A 16,683-nucleotide genomic window follows, 5' to 3' on the forward strand; every position below is an offset into this window, starting at 1 on the left:
TCCAGAACATTCAATGGTACTACGAGCCCCCGGGAGCCCGGCCGCCCGGCCGCGGCCCGGTCCGCCGGACGTCCGCGTATAATCGGGGATTGTGCGTGCGCTGGCTGTCTGCCAGGACGAGCTGGTCATCCGGCTGTTGCACCGGGTGCTGGCGTCATCGTTCGACCTCGAATTCCTCGTCGAGAGCCGCCCGCTGGCGCGGCGGCTCGTCGACGACGGCATCGCCGCGACGTTCGGGGATCCCCGCCGGGTCGACGCCTATCTGCGCGTCGATCTCACGCCGAACACCTGCGTCATCGTCGAGGACAACGCGCGCCGTGGCCTGAAGCGGATCCTGACCTCGATCCGCGACGCCGGCGGCAACCTGATCTACCTGCTGCACGTCGACGGGCACGCGGCCCGCCGCGGCGCCGACGAGCTGCGCGCCGTCGTGCCGGAGCTCGCGCACCTCGATCTGGCGGAGCTGCTCGCGCCGACGCTGACGTCCGAGCTCGGGCGGTCGCTGACGCGTGCGCGCGTCCAGCAGTACCAGCGGTACTTCGCGGACGCCGACCGCGTGCTGATCCTGCTCCACAACGAGCCGGACCCGGACGCGCTGGCCGCCGGCCTCGCGCTGCGCAACGTGCTGCGCCGCACGCGGACGACCGCCATCATCGGCGCGCTCCAGGGCATCACGCGCCCGGAGAACCTCCGCATGGCGGACCTGCTCGACATCCAGCTCGAGACGATCACGGCCGACGAGTTCCCGAGCTTCGACCGCATCGCGACCGTCGACGTGCAGCCGCACTACTTCGGCGGCCTGCTGCCGCGCGTCGATCTCGTCGTCGACCACCATCCCGAGCAGCCCGGCTACACCGCGGTGTTCAAGGACATCCGGGCCGATTACGGCTCGACCTGCACGATCCTGACGGAGCACCTCCGGGCGGTCGACGTGAACATCTCGGAGCGCACGGCCACCGCGATGCTCTACGCGATCAAGTCGGACACCCTGTTCTTCGCCCGGCAGACGAACCGCGTCGACCTCGAGGCGTTTTCGTTCCTGTATCCGTTGGCCGATGCCGCGCTCATCCGCAAGATGGAGGGATCGGACCTCACGCTCGAGCGGCTCGAGCACGTCACGCGCGCGTTGTCGGCCAGCCGCCTGAAGAACCAGGTCTTCTCTGCGTTCCTCGGCGAGACGTCGCGCGAGGACTTCATCCCCTACACCGCCGATTTCCTGCTGCAGGTCGACGACGTGAAGTGGACGATCGTGTCGGGGATCGTCGGCGGCCAGCTCATCGTGAGCGTGCGGAACCTGGGCTACAGCCGCAACGCCGGCGAGTTCGTGAAGGCCTGCTTCTCGGACATCGGCAACGCCGGCGGCCATCGCGCCATGGCCAAGGCCGTCGTGCCGATCGATCGGTTCCGCGCCAAGTTCGGCGATCTCTCCGCGGTCGGCATCGCGGCGCGCATCGGGGACCTCGCCGAGGAGTTCCTTCGCGAGCCGGCACCCGAACGCAAGGCCGCCGTCAAGCTCGCTGAGTGAGCTCCTCGAGGCTGAACCGTTCGCCCGCCGCCACGGTGGGCTCGATGAACGTCCGGTACGCGTCGGCGTAACCCTGCGCGGTCAGCTCCCCGATCGTGCGCTGCCGGTCCGACGCCTCGTCGTACACCGCGCCGAAGTCGAACGGCCCGATCGGATTGTGGTCCGGCCGGACGACGAAGACGCCGGAGAACCGGCCCGCGGCAAAGGCCACCGCATCCGACAGCGCGGCCGTTTCGAGCGATCGCAACACCTCGCCGAGCCGGCCGCGCAGGTCCGCACGGCGGGCGCGCATGGCGTGCGGCCCGGCGGGCGCGGGCGCCGCGGCGACGATGACGACCTGCTCGACGCCGATGGCGGCCAGCTCCTCGACGAGCCGCACGGCCAGCTCGGGCCGATCGCAGAGGTGATGACGCTCGCCGCGCCAGTAGCTGTCGCTCGCGAACTGCACGGGCGCCGGCAGCGTGGCGACCGGCAGACGCAGCGCGCCCTGCAGCACGCCGACCAGCAGCTCGCGCTGAGGGCCGGTGAAGTCGAGGATCTCGGCCTCGCGCGGCGCGCCGCGCCGCCGGCCCTCGAACGCGCCGCGGGCCGGCGCGGCCAGCACCGCGCCGACCAGATCCCGGCGGCTGTCGAGGTCGTGCGCGCCGACGAGCACCTCGTGAAAGCCGGGCTGACCGAAGTTGTCCGACAGGATCTCGACGTACCGGCGCCCGATGTCGGCCGCCGCCGGCCGCGGCTCGTGCGACGCGCCGCGGACGAGCGTCCACAGCGTCTCGACCATCGTCGCGCCCGGCTCGGCCGCATCGAGCGGCGCGCCCACGAGGTGCCACCAGAAGGTGCCGCGCCGGCGCCGCGGGGATCGCTCCTCCCGCGCGGCCCGGATCGCGGCGAACGCGAGCACGGCCACGATCGCGCCGACGGCCAGCACCAGCGCGCGCGGCAGCATCGTCGGCAGAATCGGCGGCGTGAAGAGCGACTGGACGAGCGTCCCGTAGAGCGCGACGAGCCGCGCGGAGACGTCGACGAGATTGACGAGCGCCGCGAGGAAGCTGAGCGCGTAGACGACCGCGGCCGCGGCGAGCATCAGCAGCGGCGACGCGAGGAGCAGCACGACGGCCGCACCGCCCCAGGCGGCGATTCGCAAAGAGCGGCGCCAGCGGTAGGCGCGCGCAAGCCGCGGCGACGCCCAGACGCTGTCGGGGCCCCAGACGCGCGGGCCGCCGTCGATGGCGGCCGCGAGCGCCGTCATGACGCCGGCGCCGTGCGCCGCGACGACATCGATCTTGATGCCGGCTTCGGTGAGCGCCTGCAGCACGCCGGCGTGGTACGCGCCGGCGGTGCCGCTGCCGCACAGCACGACGCCGGTGCGCAGCTTCGGCGAGTACGTGGACTGCGGCATCGGCGGCGCCGGGCTACTCGTCCTCGTCGTGCACGGTCACCAGCTTGACGATCTCCAGCGTGCGCGAGCCGCCCGGCGTCGGGACGACGACCTCGTCGCCGGCTTCCTTGCCGACGAGAGCGCGGCCGATCGGCGAGGCCACCGAGACGAACCCGGCGTCGGGATTCGCGTCCTCGGGCAGCACCAGCTCGTACACGAACTGGCGGTCGCCCTCGCGCAGCGTCAGCTTCGCGCCGAATCCCGCCCGATCCTTCGGGATCTTGTCGAGGTTCATCAACTGGATCTGCGACACGCGCGTACGCAACATCGACACGCGCGCCTCGACGAAGCGCTGCCGCTCCTTCGCGGCCGCGTACTCGGCATTCTCGCGGAGATCGCCCAGCTCGCGGGCGCGCTGGATCTCCTTCGGCAGCTCCATGGTGAGCTCGCGCTCCAGTTGCACGATCTCGAGTTCGAACCGCTTGATCAGTCGAGCTTTCATGAGGGCACGCCAAGAATAGCAAAAGTAAGATAGGCGTGTGCGGATCGCCAGCCGACAGCATCCGGTGATCGCGCGGTTCCGCGCGCTCGCCACGCGCACGCCGGCGGGCATCGCGCTGCTCGACGGCGACCATCTCGTCGCCGAGGCCCTCGCGGCCGGCGTGCCGCTCGAGGTCGTCCTGGGCGACGAGCGGGCGGCGCCGTTGCTCGCGCGGGCGCGCGCCGCGGGCGCCGCCACATTCGAAGCCTCCGCCGCGGTGCTGAGCGCCGCGCGGCCAGTGCGCGGCGCGGCCGGCGGCGCGGTCGCGCTCGCGGCCTGGTCGGCGCGGTCGCTCGACGCGGTGTTCCGCACGACACCGCCGGTCGTGCTCGGCTTGGTCGACGTGCAGGATCCCGGCAATCTCGGCAGCGCGATCCGCAGCGCCGACGCGCTCGACGCGGGCGCGGTGCTCGCGCTCGGCGACTCGGCTCACCCGGGCGGCTGGAAGGCGTTGCGCGGCGCGATGGGCAGCACCTTTCACCTGCCGGTCGGCCGCGGCTCGACGGCCGACGCCCTGGCGCTCGCGCGCCAGCACGGCCTAGCCGTGGCTGCCACGGTCGCTGAAGGCGGAACGCCGATCGAGGAAGCCAACCTCACGCAGCCGCTTCTCGTCCTCGTCGGCAACGAGGGCGCCGGGCTGCCGGCCGAGATCGTCGGCCACGCCGACCTCCGCCTCACCATCCCGATGCGCCCGAGCGTGAACTCCCTGAACGTCTCGGTGACCGCCGCGCTCGTGCTCTGGGTGCGCCGTCACCAGGCGCAACGTCGCGCCAGGACGCCGCTGTGAGCGAAACGCTCTTCCCGGACGACGAGGTTCCGGCGCGAGCGCCAGCGGCGTCCACACCGCTCGCCGAGCGCATGCGCCCGCGCACGCTCGACGAGTACGTCGGGCAGGCGCAGATCGTCGGCGAGGGCCGCCCGCTGCGGCAGGCGATCGATCGGGGCCGGCTGCACTCGCTGATCCTCTGGGGACCGCCAGGCACCGGCAAGACGACGCTGGCGCGGCTGCTGGCGTCGACGGCCGGCGCCGACTTCGTCGCCTTCAGCGCCGTCACGTCCGGGATCAAGGACATCAAGGACGTCATCGCCGCGGCCGAGCGACGCCGCCGGTACGACGGGCGGCAGACCATCCTGTTCGTCGACGAGATCCATCGCTTCAACAAGGCGCAGCAGGACGCCTTCCTGCCGCACGTCGAGGGCGGAACGATCATCCTCATCGGCGCGACCACCGAGAACCCCTCGTTCGAGGTCAACTCGGCGCTGCTCTCGCGCGCGAAGGTGTACGTCCTCCAGCCGCTCACGACCGAGGACGTGGTGGCAATCCTGAGGCGGGCGTTGACGGACTCCGATCGCGGGCTCGGCCGCACGGGGCTCACGGCCGGCGACGACGTGCTGAGCGCTCTGGCCGTGCATGCGAACGGCGACGCGCGCGTATCGCTGAATCTGCTCGAGCAGCTCGCCACGGCGCTCGCCGATCCGGCCGGCGCCCCGAAGACGGTCGACCACGCGATGCTCGCGGCGTTTCTCGAACGGCGCACGCTCGTCTACGACAAGTCCGGCGAGGAGCACTTCAACCTCGTCTCGGCGCTTCACAAGTCGATCCGCAACAGCGACGCCGATGCGGGTCTCTACTGGCTCGCGCGGATGATCGAAGCCGGCGAAGATCCGCTGTACGTCGCCCGGCGGCTCGTCCGATTCGCGTCGGAGGACGTGGGCCTGGCGGACCCGCGCGCGCTCGAGATCGCGCTCGCGGCGAAAGACGCGGTGCACTTCCTCGGCATGCCAGAAGGCAACACGGCGCTGGCGCAGTGCGTGGCGTACCTCGCCGCCGCGCCGAAGAGCAACGCCATCTACGTGGCCTACGGCGCGGCCGCCGCCGACGCGCTCGAGGACGTCGCGTCCCCGGTGCCGCTTCACCTGCGCAACGCGCCGACCTCGCTCATGAAAGGGCTCGGCTACGGCCGGGGGTACAAGTACGCGCACGACGAGGCCGAGGGCGTCGCAGAGATGACGTGCCTGCCCGAGCACTTGAAGGATCGCCGCTACTATCGACCGACGGATCGAGGCGTGGAAGCCCGCGTCAAGGCCGCGCTGGAGCACGCGAGCCGGAAACGGCGGCCCGATCCCTCTTCTTGATGGGAGCGGCCGCGCAGGCGGCCGCCGCGATCAGGTCCGCTCGAAGCTCCGCTCGATTTCGCGCCGGGTGAGCCGCAGCACCACCGGCCGCCCATGCGGGCAGACGGACGAGTGCGCGGTGCGGCGCAACTCGTCGAGCAGGTACTGCATCTTCTCGCGGGTGAGCGGGTCGTTCGCCTTGACGGCGGCGTGACACGCCATCGTCGCCGCCAGCCGCCGCAGCAGCGCGTCGACGCCATCTCCCGGCGACAGATCGTCCAGGTCGATCGCCGCGGCACGCAGCGCCGCTTCGCTCCTGCGCCAGTCGAGGATCGCCGGCACGGCCGCGACCGACAGCGACGTGCCGCCGAAGTCGTCCAGATCGAATCCGAACCGCGCCAGCGCGGCGCGATGGCCCAGGAGCGTCTGATGCTCGCCGGCCGTCAGCTCGAGCACGACCGGGCTCAGCAGGCGCTGCGACTCGAGGGCGCGCGACGTCAGACGCTCCGAGATCTGCTCGAACAGGATGCGTTCGTGCGCGACGTGCTGATCCACGATCGCCATGCCCTCGTCGTCGACCGCGACGATGAACGTGTTGCGGAACTGCCCGAGCGGCGTCATCGGCTGGATGAGCGTCGCGACCGACACGTCGCCGGGCGCGGTGCGCAGGTGGGGATCCGGCGCGAACGCCGGCGTGCCGGCCAGCGGCGGCGGCGCGGGATCCGGCGTCGGCCCGGCGCTCCAGACGTGCGCCATGCCGAGCGGCAGCGCCGGCGCCGTCGCGTCCGAGGAGCGAGGGGGCACCGCCGGCGCGAGCACGAGTTGAGGCGCCCCGGTGGCGCCGAGCGCGTCGATGACGGCGCGGCGCAGGATCTCGTGGACGAGCCCCTGATCGAGGAAGCGCACTTCGGCTTTCGTCGGGTGCACGTTGACGTCCACGCGATCGGGCGCGATGTCGAGGAACAGGTGGACCTCCGGGCTGCGCTCCTTGATGGTCGCGACGCTGTAAGCCTGCTGGATCGCGTGGGCGATCGTCCGGTCGCGGACGATCCGGCCGTTGACGAAGACGTGCTGCGGGCCGCGCACCGGGCCCTGCTCGCCGAGCGCCGCGACGTAGCCCTGCACCGAGATCCCCGCGGCGTGCTTCTCGACGCGCAGCAGATCCGGCCGATCGCCGTAGATCTGATAGAACCGCTCGTCGAGCGACGCGGCCGGCGGCGCCTCCAGCAGCAGCCGGTCGGCGCTCCGCAGCGTGAAGCCGATCTGCGGTGCGCCGAGCGCCAGTTGCGTCACGAGGCGCGAGACCTGGGCCGCCTCGGCCGTGTCGGCCTTGAGGAACTTCCGCCGTGCCGGCAGGTTGTAGAAGAGATCCGCGACCTCGACGAGCGTGCCCTCCGGCGCGCCGACCTCCCGCACCGAGGCGAGGGCGCCGCCCTCCACGCGCACGTCGGTCCCGACGAGCGTCCCGCGCGCCCGCGTCCGCAGGCGAAACCGCGACACCGAGGCGATCGACGGCAGCGCCTCACCGCGGAACCCGAGGGTGCGAATGGCGGCGAGGTCGGTCGCGCTCGCGATCTTGCTCGTCGCGTGGCGCTCGATCGCGAGCGACGCGTCCTCGCCCGTCATGCCTTCGCCGTTGTCCTCGACGGCCACGAGCGTCTTGCCGCCGAACGCGATCGCGATCGCCACGCGCGTGGCGCCCGCGTCGATCGCGTTCTCGACGAGCTCTTTGGCGACCGACGCCGGCCGCTCGACGACCTCGCCCGCCGCGATCTGATTGGCGAGCGCGGGCGGCAGACGATGCACGCGGTTCACAGCCATCGCATCCTGCGGAACACCCACAGCATGACACCGCCGAGCGTGCCCATGATCGCCATCACCCACCAGAACTGCGCGGCCTCGCCGCCGGGCAGGTGCGGCAGCGGCACGTTCATGCCGTAGAGCCCGGTGAGCACGGTGAGCGGCATGAAGATCGTCGCGATCACCGTGAGCACCTTCATGACCTGGTTCATGCGGTTGGACTGCGTCGACAGGTGCGCGTCGAGCAGGCCGGTGAGCCGATCGTGGAAGAACGCGCTTTCTTCGGTCAGCCGCACGAGATGGTCGTACACGTCGCGGAACCGGTAGGCGATCGGCTCGGGGATCTCCGCGAACTCGCGCCGCGCCAGCCGCGAGACGACGTCGCGCTCCGGCACCGCCACGCGCCGCAGCGCCGCGACGTCACGTTTGAGCGACAGAATCGCGCGCAGCGGGTCGGTGCTCGGGTCCTCGAACACGACTTTCTCGAGAGCTTCGAGCCGCGCCTCGAGAACGTCGACGACCGGCTGATAGGCGTCCACCATGTCGTCGACGATCCGGTGCATCAGCGCGACCGGCCCTTCGGCGAGCACGAGGTGATGCCTGAGGCAGACGGCCTGCTGCGCCTCGATCGCCGCGGAGCGGGCGGTGTGCACCGTCACGAGCGCGTTGGCCGTGACGAAGAAGTCGACGTCGCGCGTGCCCGGCCCCGACAGCTCCTCGAACGGCACCATCTCGTGCAGGATCACGTAGAGGAACCCGTTGTAGCTCTCGATCTTGGGGTGGTGGATCGCCGCGAGCGCGTCCTCGACCGCCAGATCGTGGAAGCCGAACGTCTCCTGCAGCAACGGCCGATCCTCTTCGGTCGGACCGTCGATGTTCACCCACACGCGCTCGGGCGCGCCCGGAGCGAGCCACGCCGGATCCAGCGAATCCACTCGCCGCGTGACGCCGTTGGCGTGGACGAGGATGCTTCTCATCGAGCGCGGCGCGATGCCTGACGCGTCCGATCGGCGCCGGCGGCGTCAGCCCCCTGATCGCGGGGCGCACGCCCCGCGATCGGGAGCCGGGCCGCCCGCGCGCGGACGGCGGCTCGACGCCATCAGCCTCGAGCCCGTCTCAAGGCCGCCTGCGCGGCCGCGAGCCGGGCCACCGGCACGCGGAACGGCGAGCAGCTCACGTAGTCGAGCCCGACCTTCTCGAAGAACTCGATCGAGGCCGGATCGCCGCCGTGCTCGCCGCAGATGCCCAGCTTGATGCCCGGCCGGGCGCGGCGGCCCTTCTGCACGGCCATCTCGACGAGCTGCCCGACGCCCGCGGCGTCGATCGTCGCGAACGGGTTCTTGGTCACGATCTCGAGCTCGGCGTACTGCGGCAGGAACGACCCCGAGTCGTCGCGCGACATGCCGAGCCCGGTCTGCGTGAGGTCGTTCGTACCGAAGCTGAAGAACTCCGCCGACTGCGCGATCTCGTCCGCCGTGAGGGCGCCGCGCGGCACCTCGATCATCGTGCCGACCATGTAGCTCAGCTTGACCTTCTGCTCCGCCTGGACCTCGCGGGCCGCCTGATGCACGACCTCGAGCTGCAGGTCGAGCTCCTTCTTGAACCCGACGAGCGGAATCATGATCTCGGGCCGGACCTTGATCCGTTCCTTCTGGACGATGGCCGCGGCCTCGAACACGGCGCGCGCCTGCATCGCCGAGATCTCCGGGTAGCCGATGCCGAGCCGGCAGCCGCGGAAGCCGAGCATCGGGTTGAACTCGTGGAGCTGCTCGACGCGCGTCTTGATCCGGTCGACCGGCATCTTCAGTTTCTTGGCGAGGTCCGCCTGCTGCTCCGGCGTGTGCGGCAGGAACTCGTGCAGCGGCGGGTCGAGGAAGCGGATGGTCGCGGGATAGCCGTTCAGCGCGCGGAAGATCCCCGCGAAGTCCTCCCGTTGGTACGGCAGCAGCTTCGCGAGCGCCGCCTTGCGCGCCTCGAGCGTCTCGGCGAGGATCATCTCGCGCATCGCGTCGATGCGATCGCCCTCGAAGAACATGTGCTCCGTGCGGCACAGCCCGATGCCGATCGCCCCGAAGGCGATCGCGTTCCGCGTCTGCTCCGGCGTGTCGGCGTTCGTGCGAACCGACATGCGGGTCGCCTCCGAGCACCACTTCATGAGCTGCTGGAAGTGCCGGAACTTCTCGGTCCGCTTCGCGGGCTCGTCGCCCTCGATCAGGCCCGCGACGATCTCCGACGGCGCGGTCTTCACCTGGCCGGCATAGACGGCGCCGGCCGTGCCGTCGATCGACATCCAGTCGCCTTCCTTGAACGTCTGGCCGTCGACCCGCACGGTCCGCGCCTGGTAGTCGATCTCGAGCGCCGCGGCGCCGCACACGCACACCTTGCCCATCTGCCGGGCCACGAGCGCGGCGTGCGACGAGACGCCGCCGCGCGCCGTCAGGATGCCTTCGGCCGCGATCATCCCGCGCAGGTCCTCGGGCGACGTCTCCACGCGCGCGAGCAGCACGGCCTGGCCCTTGTCGGCCGCCGCGACCGCGCGATCCGCGTTGAGGTAGATCTGCCCGGACGCTGCGCCCGGCCCGGCCGGCAGGCCGGTCGCGATCACCTTCGCCTTCCTGACCTCCGCCGCGTCGAACACCGGCGCGAGCAACTGGTCGAGCTGATCGGCCGGATTGCGCATCACCGCCGTCTGCCAGTCGATGAGCTTCTCGCGGTGCATGTCCATCGAGAACTTCAGCGCCGCCATCGCGGTGCGCTTGCCGTTGCGCGTCTGCAGCATGTAGACGACGCCGTCCTCGATCGTGAACTCGAAGTCCTGCACGTCCCGGAAGTGCTTCTCGAGCACCTGCCGGATCCGCTCGAGCTCGTGATACGCCTTCGGCATCTCCGCTTCGAGCTGGGCGACCGGCTCCGGCGTCCGCACGCCGGCGACGACGTCCTCGCCCTGGGCATTGATCAGGAACTCGCCGTAGAACTCCTTGACGCCGTTGGCCGGGTTCCGCGTGAACGCCACGCCCGATCCCGACGTGTCGCCGGTATTGCCGTACACCATCGCCTGGACGTTGACGGCCGTGCCCCACTCGGTCGGGATGTTGTACTTGCGGCGGTAGACGATCGCCCGGTCGTTCATCCACGAGCCGAAGACCGCGCCCACCGCGCCCATGAGCTGATCCCACGGCGAGGACGGGAAGGCCTTGCCGACGCGTTCCTGCACCAGCGCCTTGAACCGGGCGACGAGCTCCTGGAGATCCTCCACGGTCAGCTTCGTGTCCTCGATGTCGCGGTGATAGCGCTCGTGCTTCAGGGCGTGGATCACGGTCTCGAACGGCTCGTGGTCCTCGTCCGGCCGCTTCTGCACGCCCAGCACGACGTCGCCGTACATCTGGACGAATCGGCGATAGCAGTCCCAGGCGAACCGGGGGTTGCTCGTCTTGCGCGCGAGCGCGCCGACCGTCTGGTCGTTCAGGCCGAGGTTGAGGATCGTGTCCATCATCCCGGGCATCGAGTCGCGCGCGCCCGACCGCACCGAGACGAGCAGCGGGTTCTTCAGGTCGCCGAACGCCTTGCCGGTCTGACGCTCGATGGCCGCGACGCCCTCCTGCATCTGCGCTTTCAGTTGCGCGGGATAGGTGCGGCCGTGCGCGTAGTAGTACGTGCAGACCTCGGTCGTGATCGTGAACCCGGGCGGCACGGGCAGGCCGATGCGGCACATCTCCGCGAGATTGGCGCCCTTGCCGCCGAGCAGCGGCTTCATCTGGCCGTTGCCGTCGGTCTTCCTGCCGAAGAGATAGACGTACTTCGCCGCCCCCGCGCTCGCCGCCTTCGCGCCTGCGCGCGTCGACGTGGCCGTGCTCCGTGCCTTCGCTGCCGACTGCTTTCCTGATTTCGCCATCTGCCTCTCTACTCCGATGCCACGATCTCCGAGATGTCACCCAGCCGCAGGATCAACGTTTCCAGCCGCTTCAACAGCCGTAGCCGCGCCTGCCGCAGCCGCATATCATCGCTCATCACGAACACCTCTTCAAAGAAGCGGGCGACGACCGGCTCGAACTGGGAGGCTTCGACGTAGGCTTCGCGGAACCTGGTGCCGCTCGACACCGCGCGCTCGATCACGCCGCGGCGGCGCTCGATCTCCTCGAGCAGCGCCCGCTCGGCGGGCTCGGTGAGCACCGTCTCGAGCGCGGGCCCGGTCCGCTCGTCGTCGGCGAACGTCTCCGGCCGGTACTCGCGCCCGATGTTGCGCACGCGCTTGAACGCCGTCGCGAGCTGGCGGAACGGGGCGGACCGCGCGAACTCCGGCAGCGCCCGCGCATTCTGCTCGAGGTCGGCGAGCGGGCGCTCGAGCGCGGCGCTCGCGTCCGGCACGGCGGCCCGCAGCGCGCTGCGCTCGGCGCCGCGCGTCTCGAGCACGTTGTGCAGCCGCTCGAACAGGAACTCGCGCAGGCTGGCCTCGCCGTCGGCCGCCGGCTCGAGCCCGCCGGCCAGGCCGGCGAACCCTTCGCGGGTCTTGGCGATCAGCGCCGCGAGCGGCGTGCGGATCCGGACGCCGGCGAGCGGCTCGGCGTCGAGCAGGATGCGCAGAATCCCGTGCGCCTGCCGCCGCAGGCCGTACGGATCGCGCGATCCGGTCGGCCGTTCGCCGGCGAGCAACAGCCCCACGAGCGTATCGAGCTTGTCGGCGAGCGCCACGGCCGCCCACGTCACGGCGCCGCCCCCGAGGCTCGCGGTCGACGGCGCGCCGTTCGCTTCGACGGCCGTCGGCAGGTACTGGCAGTAGATCGCCTTCCACACCGCCTCGGGCTCGCCGGCACCGCGCGCGTAGATGCCGCCCATCGTGCCCTGCAGCTCCGTGAACTCGCGCACCATGTCGGTCGCCAGATCGGCCTTGGCCAAGCGCGCCGCCCGCGCGGCATCGGCGGCCGCGTCCGGCCGTCCCAGCACGTCACGCGCAATCCAGTCGGCGAGCTGCTCGATGCGCGCCGCCTTGGCTCCGTACGATCCAAGCTGCTTGTGGAACAACACCGTCTCGAGCCGGGGCAGCCGCGCCTCGAGCGGGATCTTGCGGTCCGCGTCCCAGAAGAAGCGCGCGTCGCGCAGCCGCGCGGCGACGACGCGCTCGGCGTTCGTGCTGATCGCGCGCTCGTTGCTCGTCTGCGTGTTCGTCACCGCGAGGAACGCCGGCATCAGCGCGCCCGACGGTGCGAGCACGGGGAAGAACTTCTGATGATGAATCAGCGTCGTCGTCAGCACCTCCTCGGGCAGCTCGAGGAACTCGGCGCTGAACGCCCCGGAGACGACGGCCGGGAACTCGACGAGATCCGGCACTTCATCGAGCAGCGCTTCGGCCTGGACGCGCTGCTGCAGCATGGCACGGCCGCCGAGACGGCGCGCGTGCGCCTCGAGGTCGCGCAGGATCCGGTCGTGCCGTTCGATCCGCGAGAGCACGACGAAGTTCTCGGCGAGCTTGCGCCGGTACTCGTCGAAGCTCCGCACTTTGATCGCGCGGCCGGCGCGGCCGCTCGTCGCGAGGAACCGGTGGCCGTACGTCACGGCGCCGGACGTCACGTCCTGGACGCGCGGGCTCGACGCGAGCGCCTGCCGCGCGATCGTGAATGGCACGACGCGGCCGCCGTACAGGAAGAGGAGCCAGCGAATCGGCCGGCCGAACACGAACTCCCCTTTCCCTTCGAGCTCGGCGTCCCAGTGCATCTGCTTCGGGAAGGCGAGGTCGCGCAGCACGCGGCCGAGAATCTCCGGCAGCACGTCGACGGTGGCCTTGCCGCGATGCCGGCGCGTGTACGAGAGGTACTTCCCTCGAGGCGTGTCGACCTGGACGAGGGCGTCGAAGTCCACCTCGAGCTTGCGCGCGAAGCCCAGCCCGGCGTTCGTCGGATGCCCCTCGGCATCGAACGCCGCCGAGACCGGCGGGCCCATCAGCGTCTCGTCGCGATCCTCCTGGCGATCGACGAGGCCCGGCACGCACGCGGCGAGCCGCCGCGGCGTCGAATGCCCTTCGATCGGCAGCTTGATCGGCAGCCCTGCCTCGGTCAGGCGCGCGTGCAGCTTCGTGGTCAACTGCTCGGTCAGGCCGGGCAGCCACGAGGCCGGCATCTCCTCGACGCCGATCTCGAGCAGCAGTTCACGATCCATGCTGAGCTCCCTCCGCCGCCTCGGCGCCGACCCAGGCTTTCGCGATGTCGACGGCCAACTGCCGCACGCGCAGAATGTAGGCGGTGCGTTCGGTCACACCGATGCTCCCGCTCGCGTCGAGCACGTTGAACAAGTGCGAGCACTTGAGACAGTAGTCGAGCGCCGGGAGCACGAGGCCCGAGTCGACGAGCGCGCGCGCGAAGTCGTAGTGCTTCGTGAACATCTCGCGGTGGAATTCCGCGAAGCGTCCGGGCGGCAGGTTCACCTGTCCGAAGGCGTATTTCGACTGCTCGATCTCGTCGCGCAACCGCACCTCCCGGTAGGACACGCCCGGCGCCCACTGGAGGTCGTACACGTTGTCCACCCCTTGCAGCGCCATCGCGAAGCGCTCGAGCCCGTAGGTGAGCTCCACCGAGATCGGCGAGAGATCCTGGCCGCCGGCCTGCTGGAAGTAGGTGAACTGCGTGATCTCCAGGCCGTCGTAGAGGACCTGCCACCCGATGCCCCAGGCCCCGAGCGTCGGCGACTCCCAGTTGTCCTCCTCGAAGCGGACGTCGTGCGCGCGAAGGTCGATGCCGCAGGCTTCGAGGCTCTGCAAGTAGAGGTCCTGCACGTCGTCGGGCGCCGGCTTGAGGATCACCTGGAACTGGTGATGCTTGAAGAGCCGGTTCGGGTTCTCGCCGAATCGGCCGTCGGCCGGCCGGCGCGACGGCTGCACGTAGGCGACGTTCCAGGCCTGCGGCCCGAGCACCCGCAGGAACGTCTCCGGGTGCATCGTCCCGGCGCCCATCTCGATGTCCAGCGGCTGCTGGACCAGGCAGCCCTGCGCGGCCCAGTAGTCGGACAGCTTGCCGATCAAGTCCTGCAACGTCACGATTCCGCCCTCAGTTCTTTGAGCACCCTCGCCGACCGCACCTCTTTGTCGAGGTGGAGCGCGATGAGCGCCTGATGTGCCTGCTCCAGCTCCCGCAGCGCTCCCGCGGGAACGTCGGCCGCGCCGGCCTCGGCCGGCGTTCGCCGTCCGGCCTGCCGCAAGAACGCCATCGCGGCGGCCGAAACGCGGCCCCCTCCGTCGGCGCAGCGGTCGCAGACGTAGGCCCGGTCGCGCGCCGCCAGCACGGCACCGGCCGCCAGGCGGCCATCGCCGCAGCGAGGACAGCGATCGACGGCCGGGTACACGCCTTCGAGCCGCAACAGCCAGTACTCGAAGTACCGCGCCAGCGCGTCCACCGACGCCGCGCCGCCGAGCGCGCCGGCGACGCCGGCCCCCAGCCGGAACAGCCGCTCGTTCGGCTGATCGTCCGGCGCCCATTCGTCGATCAGCTCCGCGAAGTACGCCGCGTGCCCGAGCATCCGGGCCCCGTCGCCACCGGTCGCGGCGTCGAGCCAGCGCAGCGGGCTGTCGTGCGGCTCGATCCGATCGAGCCGCACGAGATCACGGCGCTCGCGCTCGAGGTACGTGACGCGGCCGCGCGTCAGCGATTCGAGCGCCGCGCCGAACCGGCGCCGCGACGCCGTCGCGTTGAGCGCCACGCCCCGCTTCTTGCCCCGGTCCTCCGTTAGGAACACCACAATCCGGTTCGCTTCGCCGTAGCGATACGAACGCAGCACCAGGGCATCAGCGACATGGACGGGCATGGCATGTCAACCCGCGGCAGGGGAACGGAGGCCGCTGGCCCGCGATTTGCCCGATCATCATACCTGTAAATGCAGGATGGACGCGCGCGGCGGCCTATCCGTGAAGCAGGAAGCGCACGAACACCGTCGCGAGGCCGAGGAACGACAGGAACCCGAACACGTCGGTGAACGTCGTGATGAAGACCGAGGACGCGAGCGCCGGATCGACCTTCAGCGCGCGCAGCCCGAGCGGAATCATCGTGCCGGCGACGGCGGCCACGAACATGTTGATGATCATCGCGGCCATGAGGATCAGCCCGAGCGGCCAGTTGCCCCGCGTGATGACCGTGACGACGAGCGCGCCGACCACGCCGACCGCCAGGCCGTTGGCCAGCCCGACGATGCCCTCCTTGAACAGCGCCTGGCGGGCGTTGGTCCACGTCAGCTCGCCGAGCGCGAGACCGCGCACGATGACGGCGAGCGTCTGCGTCGCCGCGTTGCCGCCCATGCCGGCGACGACGGGCATGAACGTGGCCAGCGCGACCACCTGGTTGATCGTACCTTCGAAGAACGCGACCACCGACGCGGCGAGGAACGCCGTCACGAGGTTGACGAGCAGCCAGGGCAGCCGCCGCCGCAGCGAATCGCGTGGCGGCGTGAGCACGCCATCGTCGGCCGACACGCCGGCGAGCCGGTAGACGTCCTCGGTGGCCTCGTCCTTGATGACGTCGATCACGTCGTCGACGGTGATGACGCCGACGAGCTTGTTCTCGGTGTCCACGACCGGGATGGCGAGCAGGTTGTAGGACGCCACTTGGCGCGCCACTTCTTCCTGGTCGGTGTCGGCGCGCACGCTGTAGACGTCCGACGTCATGATGCGCTTGAGCGGCGTGTCGGGCGGGACGAGGAGCAGCCGCCGGAGCGAGACGACGCCGACGAGGTGACGCCGCTCGTCCACGACGTAGAGGTAGAACACCATCTCGACGTCGCGCGCCGCCTGCAGCGCCGTGATGGCTTCGCCGGCCGTGAGGTCCTCCGGCAGGGCGAAGACGTTCGGATTCATCAGGCGGCCGGCGGTCTGCTCGTCGTACTCGAGCAGCTCGCTGACGCCGCCGCCGGGTTTCGGCCGGATCAACTCCAGGACCGCCGCCGACAGCTCCGCCGGCAGGTAGTCGATCAGCGCGGCCGCGTCGTCGGACGGAATCTCCTGCGTGAGGCGCGCGATCTCCTCGGCGGATCGCAGCGCGAGCAGCTCGGCGCCTTTCTCTGCGCCGAGCTCGCTCACGGCCTCCATCGCGAGCTTGCCGTTCTTCTCGACGAGCAGATTGAACGCGGCGTGCCGTTCCTTCTCGGGCAGCTCGGCGAAGATCTGCGCGAGGTCGGCCGGATGCTGCTTCTGGAGCAGGTTGAGCAGGTTCGGCATCGCGCCCATGCGCATCAAGCGACGCACCGACTCGAGGATGAGATCGATTCTTCGCTGGGTGGCCATGGCGCTCCTCGCGCGCGGACCGTCCCGTCAGATCCGGCGGACGCCGGGACGAGAACGAGACAGACGAA

At 70.6% G+C, this 16,683-nt stretch carries 12 protein-coding genes; 3 read left to right on the forward strand and 9 right to left on the reverse strand.

All coding sequences use genetic code 11. From position 1 onward, the window contains the following. Positions 1-91 precede the first annotated feature (91 nt). The gene (locus IT184_09125; protein MCC7008963.1) at positions 92-1,525 is read left to right on the forward strand and encodes a DHH family phosphoesterase; all 1,434 of its coding nucleotides are present in this window, start codon (positions 92-94) and stop codon (positions 1,523-1,525) included. Here IT184_09125 and IT184_09130 read toward each other — a convergent pair. Both IT184_09130 and IT184_09135 read right to left on the reverse strand, forming a co-directional pair. After that, positions 1,509-2,924, reverse strand: a complete 1,416-nt coding sequence (locus tag IT184_09130) for a hypothetical protein (GenBank protein MCC7008964.1) — start codon at positions 2,922-2,924, stop codon at positions 1,509-1,511. The two genes, IT184_09125 and IT184_09130, sit on opposite strands and share 17 nt — an antisense overlap. A 13-nt stretch (positions 2,925-2,937) precedes the next feature. Further along, on the reverse strand, positions 2,938-3,405 hold the full coding sequence (locus tag IT184_09135) for a transcription elongation factor GreA (GenBank protein ID MCC7008965.1): 468 nt from the start codon (positions 3,403-3,405) through the stop codon (positions 2,938-2,940). 37 nt (positions 3,406-3,442) lie between these two features. Here IT184_09135 and IT184_09140 point away from each other — a divergent pair, with 37 nt between their 5' ends. Both IT184_09140 and IT184_09145 read left to right on the forward strand, forming a co-directional pair. Then, positions 3,443-4,231, forward strand: coding sequence for an RNA methyltransferase (locus IT184_09140; protein ID MCC7008966.1), 789 nt, complete (start codon positions 3,443-3,445; stop codon positions 4,229-4,231). A 71-nt stretch (positions 4,232-4,302) separates the two neighbouring features. Further along, entirely contained in the window at positions 4,303-5,580 is a 1,278-nt protein-coding gene (locus IT184_09145; protein MCC7008967.1) for a replication-associated recombination protein A, read from the forward strand. Positions 5,581-5,610: 30 nt separating this feature from the next. Here the strand turns inward: IT184_09145 and mutL are convergent, their stop codons facing one another. From mutL to mgtE, 7 genes are all read right to left on the reverse strand, one after another. Beyond that, complete coding sequence (gene mutL, locus IT184_09150) at positions 5,611-7,380, reverse strand: DNA mismatch repair endonuclease MutL (protein MCC7008968.1); 1,770 nt, start codon at positions 7,378-7,380, stop codon at positions 5,611-5,613. Continuing rightward, the gene (locus IT184_09155; GenBank protein MCC7008969.1) at positions 7,371-8,336 is read right to left on the reverse strand and encodes a magnesium transporter CorA family protein; all 966 of its coding nucleotides are present in this window, start codon (positions 8,334-8,336) and stop codon (positions 7,371-7,373) included. Before IT184_09155 ends, mutL begins: the two co-directional genes overlap by 10 nt. Positions 8,337-8,458: 122 nt before the next feature. Then, positions 8,459-11,251 (reverse strand): pyruvate, phosphate dikinase, encoded by a 2,793-nt coding sequence (locus IT184_09160; protein ID MCC7008970.1) that lies wholly within the window; start codon positions 11,249-11,251, stop codon positions 8,459-8,461. 8 nt (positions 11,252-11,259) lie between these two features. Next, the gene (locus tag IT184_09165) at positions 11,260-13,509 is read right to left on the reverse strand and encodes a glycine--tRNA ligase subunit beta (GenBank protein ID MCC7008971.1); all 2,250 of its coding nucleotides are present in this window, start codon (positions 13,507-13,509) and stop codon (positions 11,260-11,262) included. Continuing rightward, on the reverse strand, positions 13,499-14,383 hold the full coding sequence (locus tag IT184_09170) for a glycine--tRNA ligase subunit alpha (protein ID MCC7008972.1): 885 nt from the start codon (positions 14,381-14,383) through the stop codon (positions 13,499-13,501). The genes IT184_09165 and IT184_09170 overlap by 11 nt, the downstream gene beginning before the upstream one ends. Continuing rightward, the gene (gene recO, locus IT184_09175; GenBank protein ID MCC7008973.1) at positions 14,380-15,120 is read right to left on the reverse strand and encodes a DNA repair protein RecO; all 741 of its coding nucleotides are present in this window, start codon (positions 15,118-15,120) and stop codon (positions 14,380-14,382) included. Before recO ends, IT184_09170 begins: the two co-directional genes overlap by 4 nt. 121 nt (positions 15,121-15,241) lie before the next feature. Then, positions 15,242-16,615, reverse strand: coding sequence for a magnesium transporter (mgtE, locus tag IT184_09180; GenBank protein ID MCC7008974.1), 1,374 nt, complete (start codon positions 16,613-16,615; stop codon positions 15,242-15,244). Positions 16,616-16,683: the final 68 nt, after the last annotated feature.

This window comes from Acidobacteriota bacterium (genome assembly GCA_020853395.1).
Taxonomy (GTDB): Bacteria; Acidobacteriota; Vicinamibacteria; order Vicinamibacterales; family SCN-69-37; genus JADYYY01.